Raw genomic sequence first — 1377 nt, forward strand, 5'->3', positions numbered from 1 at the left:
GAGGTGCTCCGGTTTTTTGGCCAGATCCGCCAGAGGCACTTGGTGGGAGCGCCAGAAATCTTCCACCTTTTTGCCGTCCACCTCTTTGGGGCCGGTCCAGCCTTTGGGGGTGCGCAGGATGATCATCGGCCACTGGGGACGAGTGGGATCCCCTTTGCTGCGGGCATGCTGCTGGATTTCTTGGATCTCGTGGATCACCGTGTCCAAAGTGGCGGCCATCAACTGGTGCATCTCTGCCGGCTCGCAGCCTTCTACGAAGTAGGGCTTGTAGCCGTAGCCCACAAACAGATTTTGCAGCTCGTCACGGCTGAGGCGGGCCAAAACGGTGGGATTGGCGATCTTGTAGCCGTTCAGGTGCAGAATCGGCAGCACTGCTCCGTCGTGGATGGGGTTGAGGAACTTGTTGGAATGCCAGGAAGCGGCCAAGGGCCCAGTTTCCGCCTCTCCATCCCCCACCACACAGGCCACCAGCAGATCGGGGTTATCAAAGGCAGCCCCAAAGGCGTGGGCCAGGGCATAGCCCAGTTCTCCCCCCTCGTGGATGGAGCCAGGGGTTTCCGGAGCCACGTGGCTGGGCACGCCGCCGGGGAAGGAGAATTGCTTGAAGAGCTTGCGCATGCCTTCGGCGTCTTGGCCGATGTTGGGATACACCTCGCTGTAGGTGCCTTCCAAGTAGGTGTTGGCCACCAGAGCAGGGCCACCGTGGCCGGGGCCGGTGATGTAGAGGATGTTGAGGTTTTCCCGTTTGATGATGCGGTTGAGATGCACGTAGATGAAGTTCAACCCGGGTGTGGTGCCCCAGTGCCCCAGCAGGCGCGGCTTCACGTGTTCCAGTTTCAGGGGTTCTCGCAGCAGCGGGTTATCCATCAAATAGATTTGCCCGACCGACAGATAGTTGGCGGCCCGCCAGTAGGCATCCATTTTGCGAAGCTCGTCGGCGGTGAGCGGTTTTGTCGAGAGCTGTTCTGCCAGAACCATAGCTGTACTCCATAGGTATCTCTACTCCTATGGTGATCCGGGTTTGCCCAATTGCCGGGGGATCTTGGGATTCCTTTGGATTTGGCTCATTGGGTGAGCGGTAGGCACCTGTTACCACCACCAGGGCTTGATCGGGGTGCCGTCGGGAAAGATCAGGCCGGCAATCCGGGATCCGCTGTGCTTTAACCCTTCGATCTGAGCTCCTTCCAGGTTGGCTTGGGTTAGGTTGGCCCCGCTGACATCGGCCCGCCGCAGGTTAGCCCCCTGAAACTGGGCCTGACGCAGCTCGGCGCCGCTGAGATTGGCCCCTTCCAGGTCGGCATTGGACAGCTTGGCCCCCCGCAAGTCCGCCCGCTGTAGGTTGGCTCCCCCCAAATCTGCTCCCTCTAGGTTGGATCC

At 60.3% G+C, this 1377-nt stretch carries 1 protein-coding gene and 1 pseudogene; both read right to left on the reverse strand.

Annotated features, from left to right (window positions below; all coding sequences use genetic code 11):
- A pseudogene (locus tag NW856_RS09930) lies at positions 1–978 on the reverse strand (phosphoketolase); the annotation flags it as partial.
- Positions 979–1089: 111 nt separating this feature from the next.
- Positions 1090–1377: pentapeptide repeat-containing protein (locus NW856_RS09935; RefSeq protein ID WP_414400060.1), on the reverse strand; the 288-nt coding region annotated here is incomplete at its 5' end.

The sequence above is a fragment of the Synechococcus sp. R3-13 genome, assembly GCF_047462195.1.
GTDB lineage: Bacteria > Cyanobacteriota > Cyanobacteriia > Thermostichales > Thermostichaceae > Thermostichus.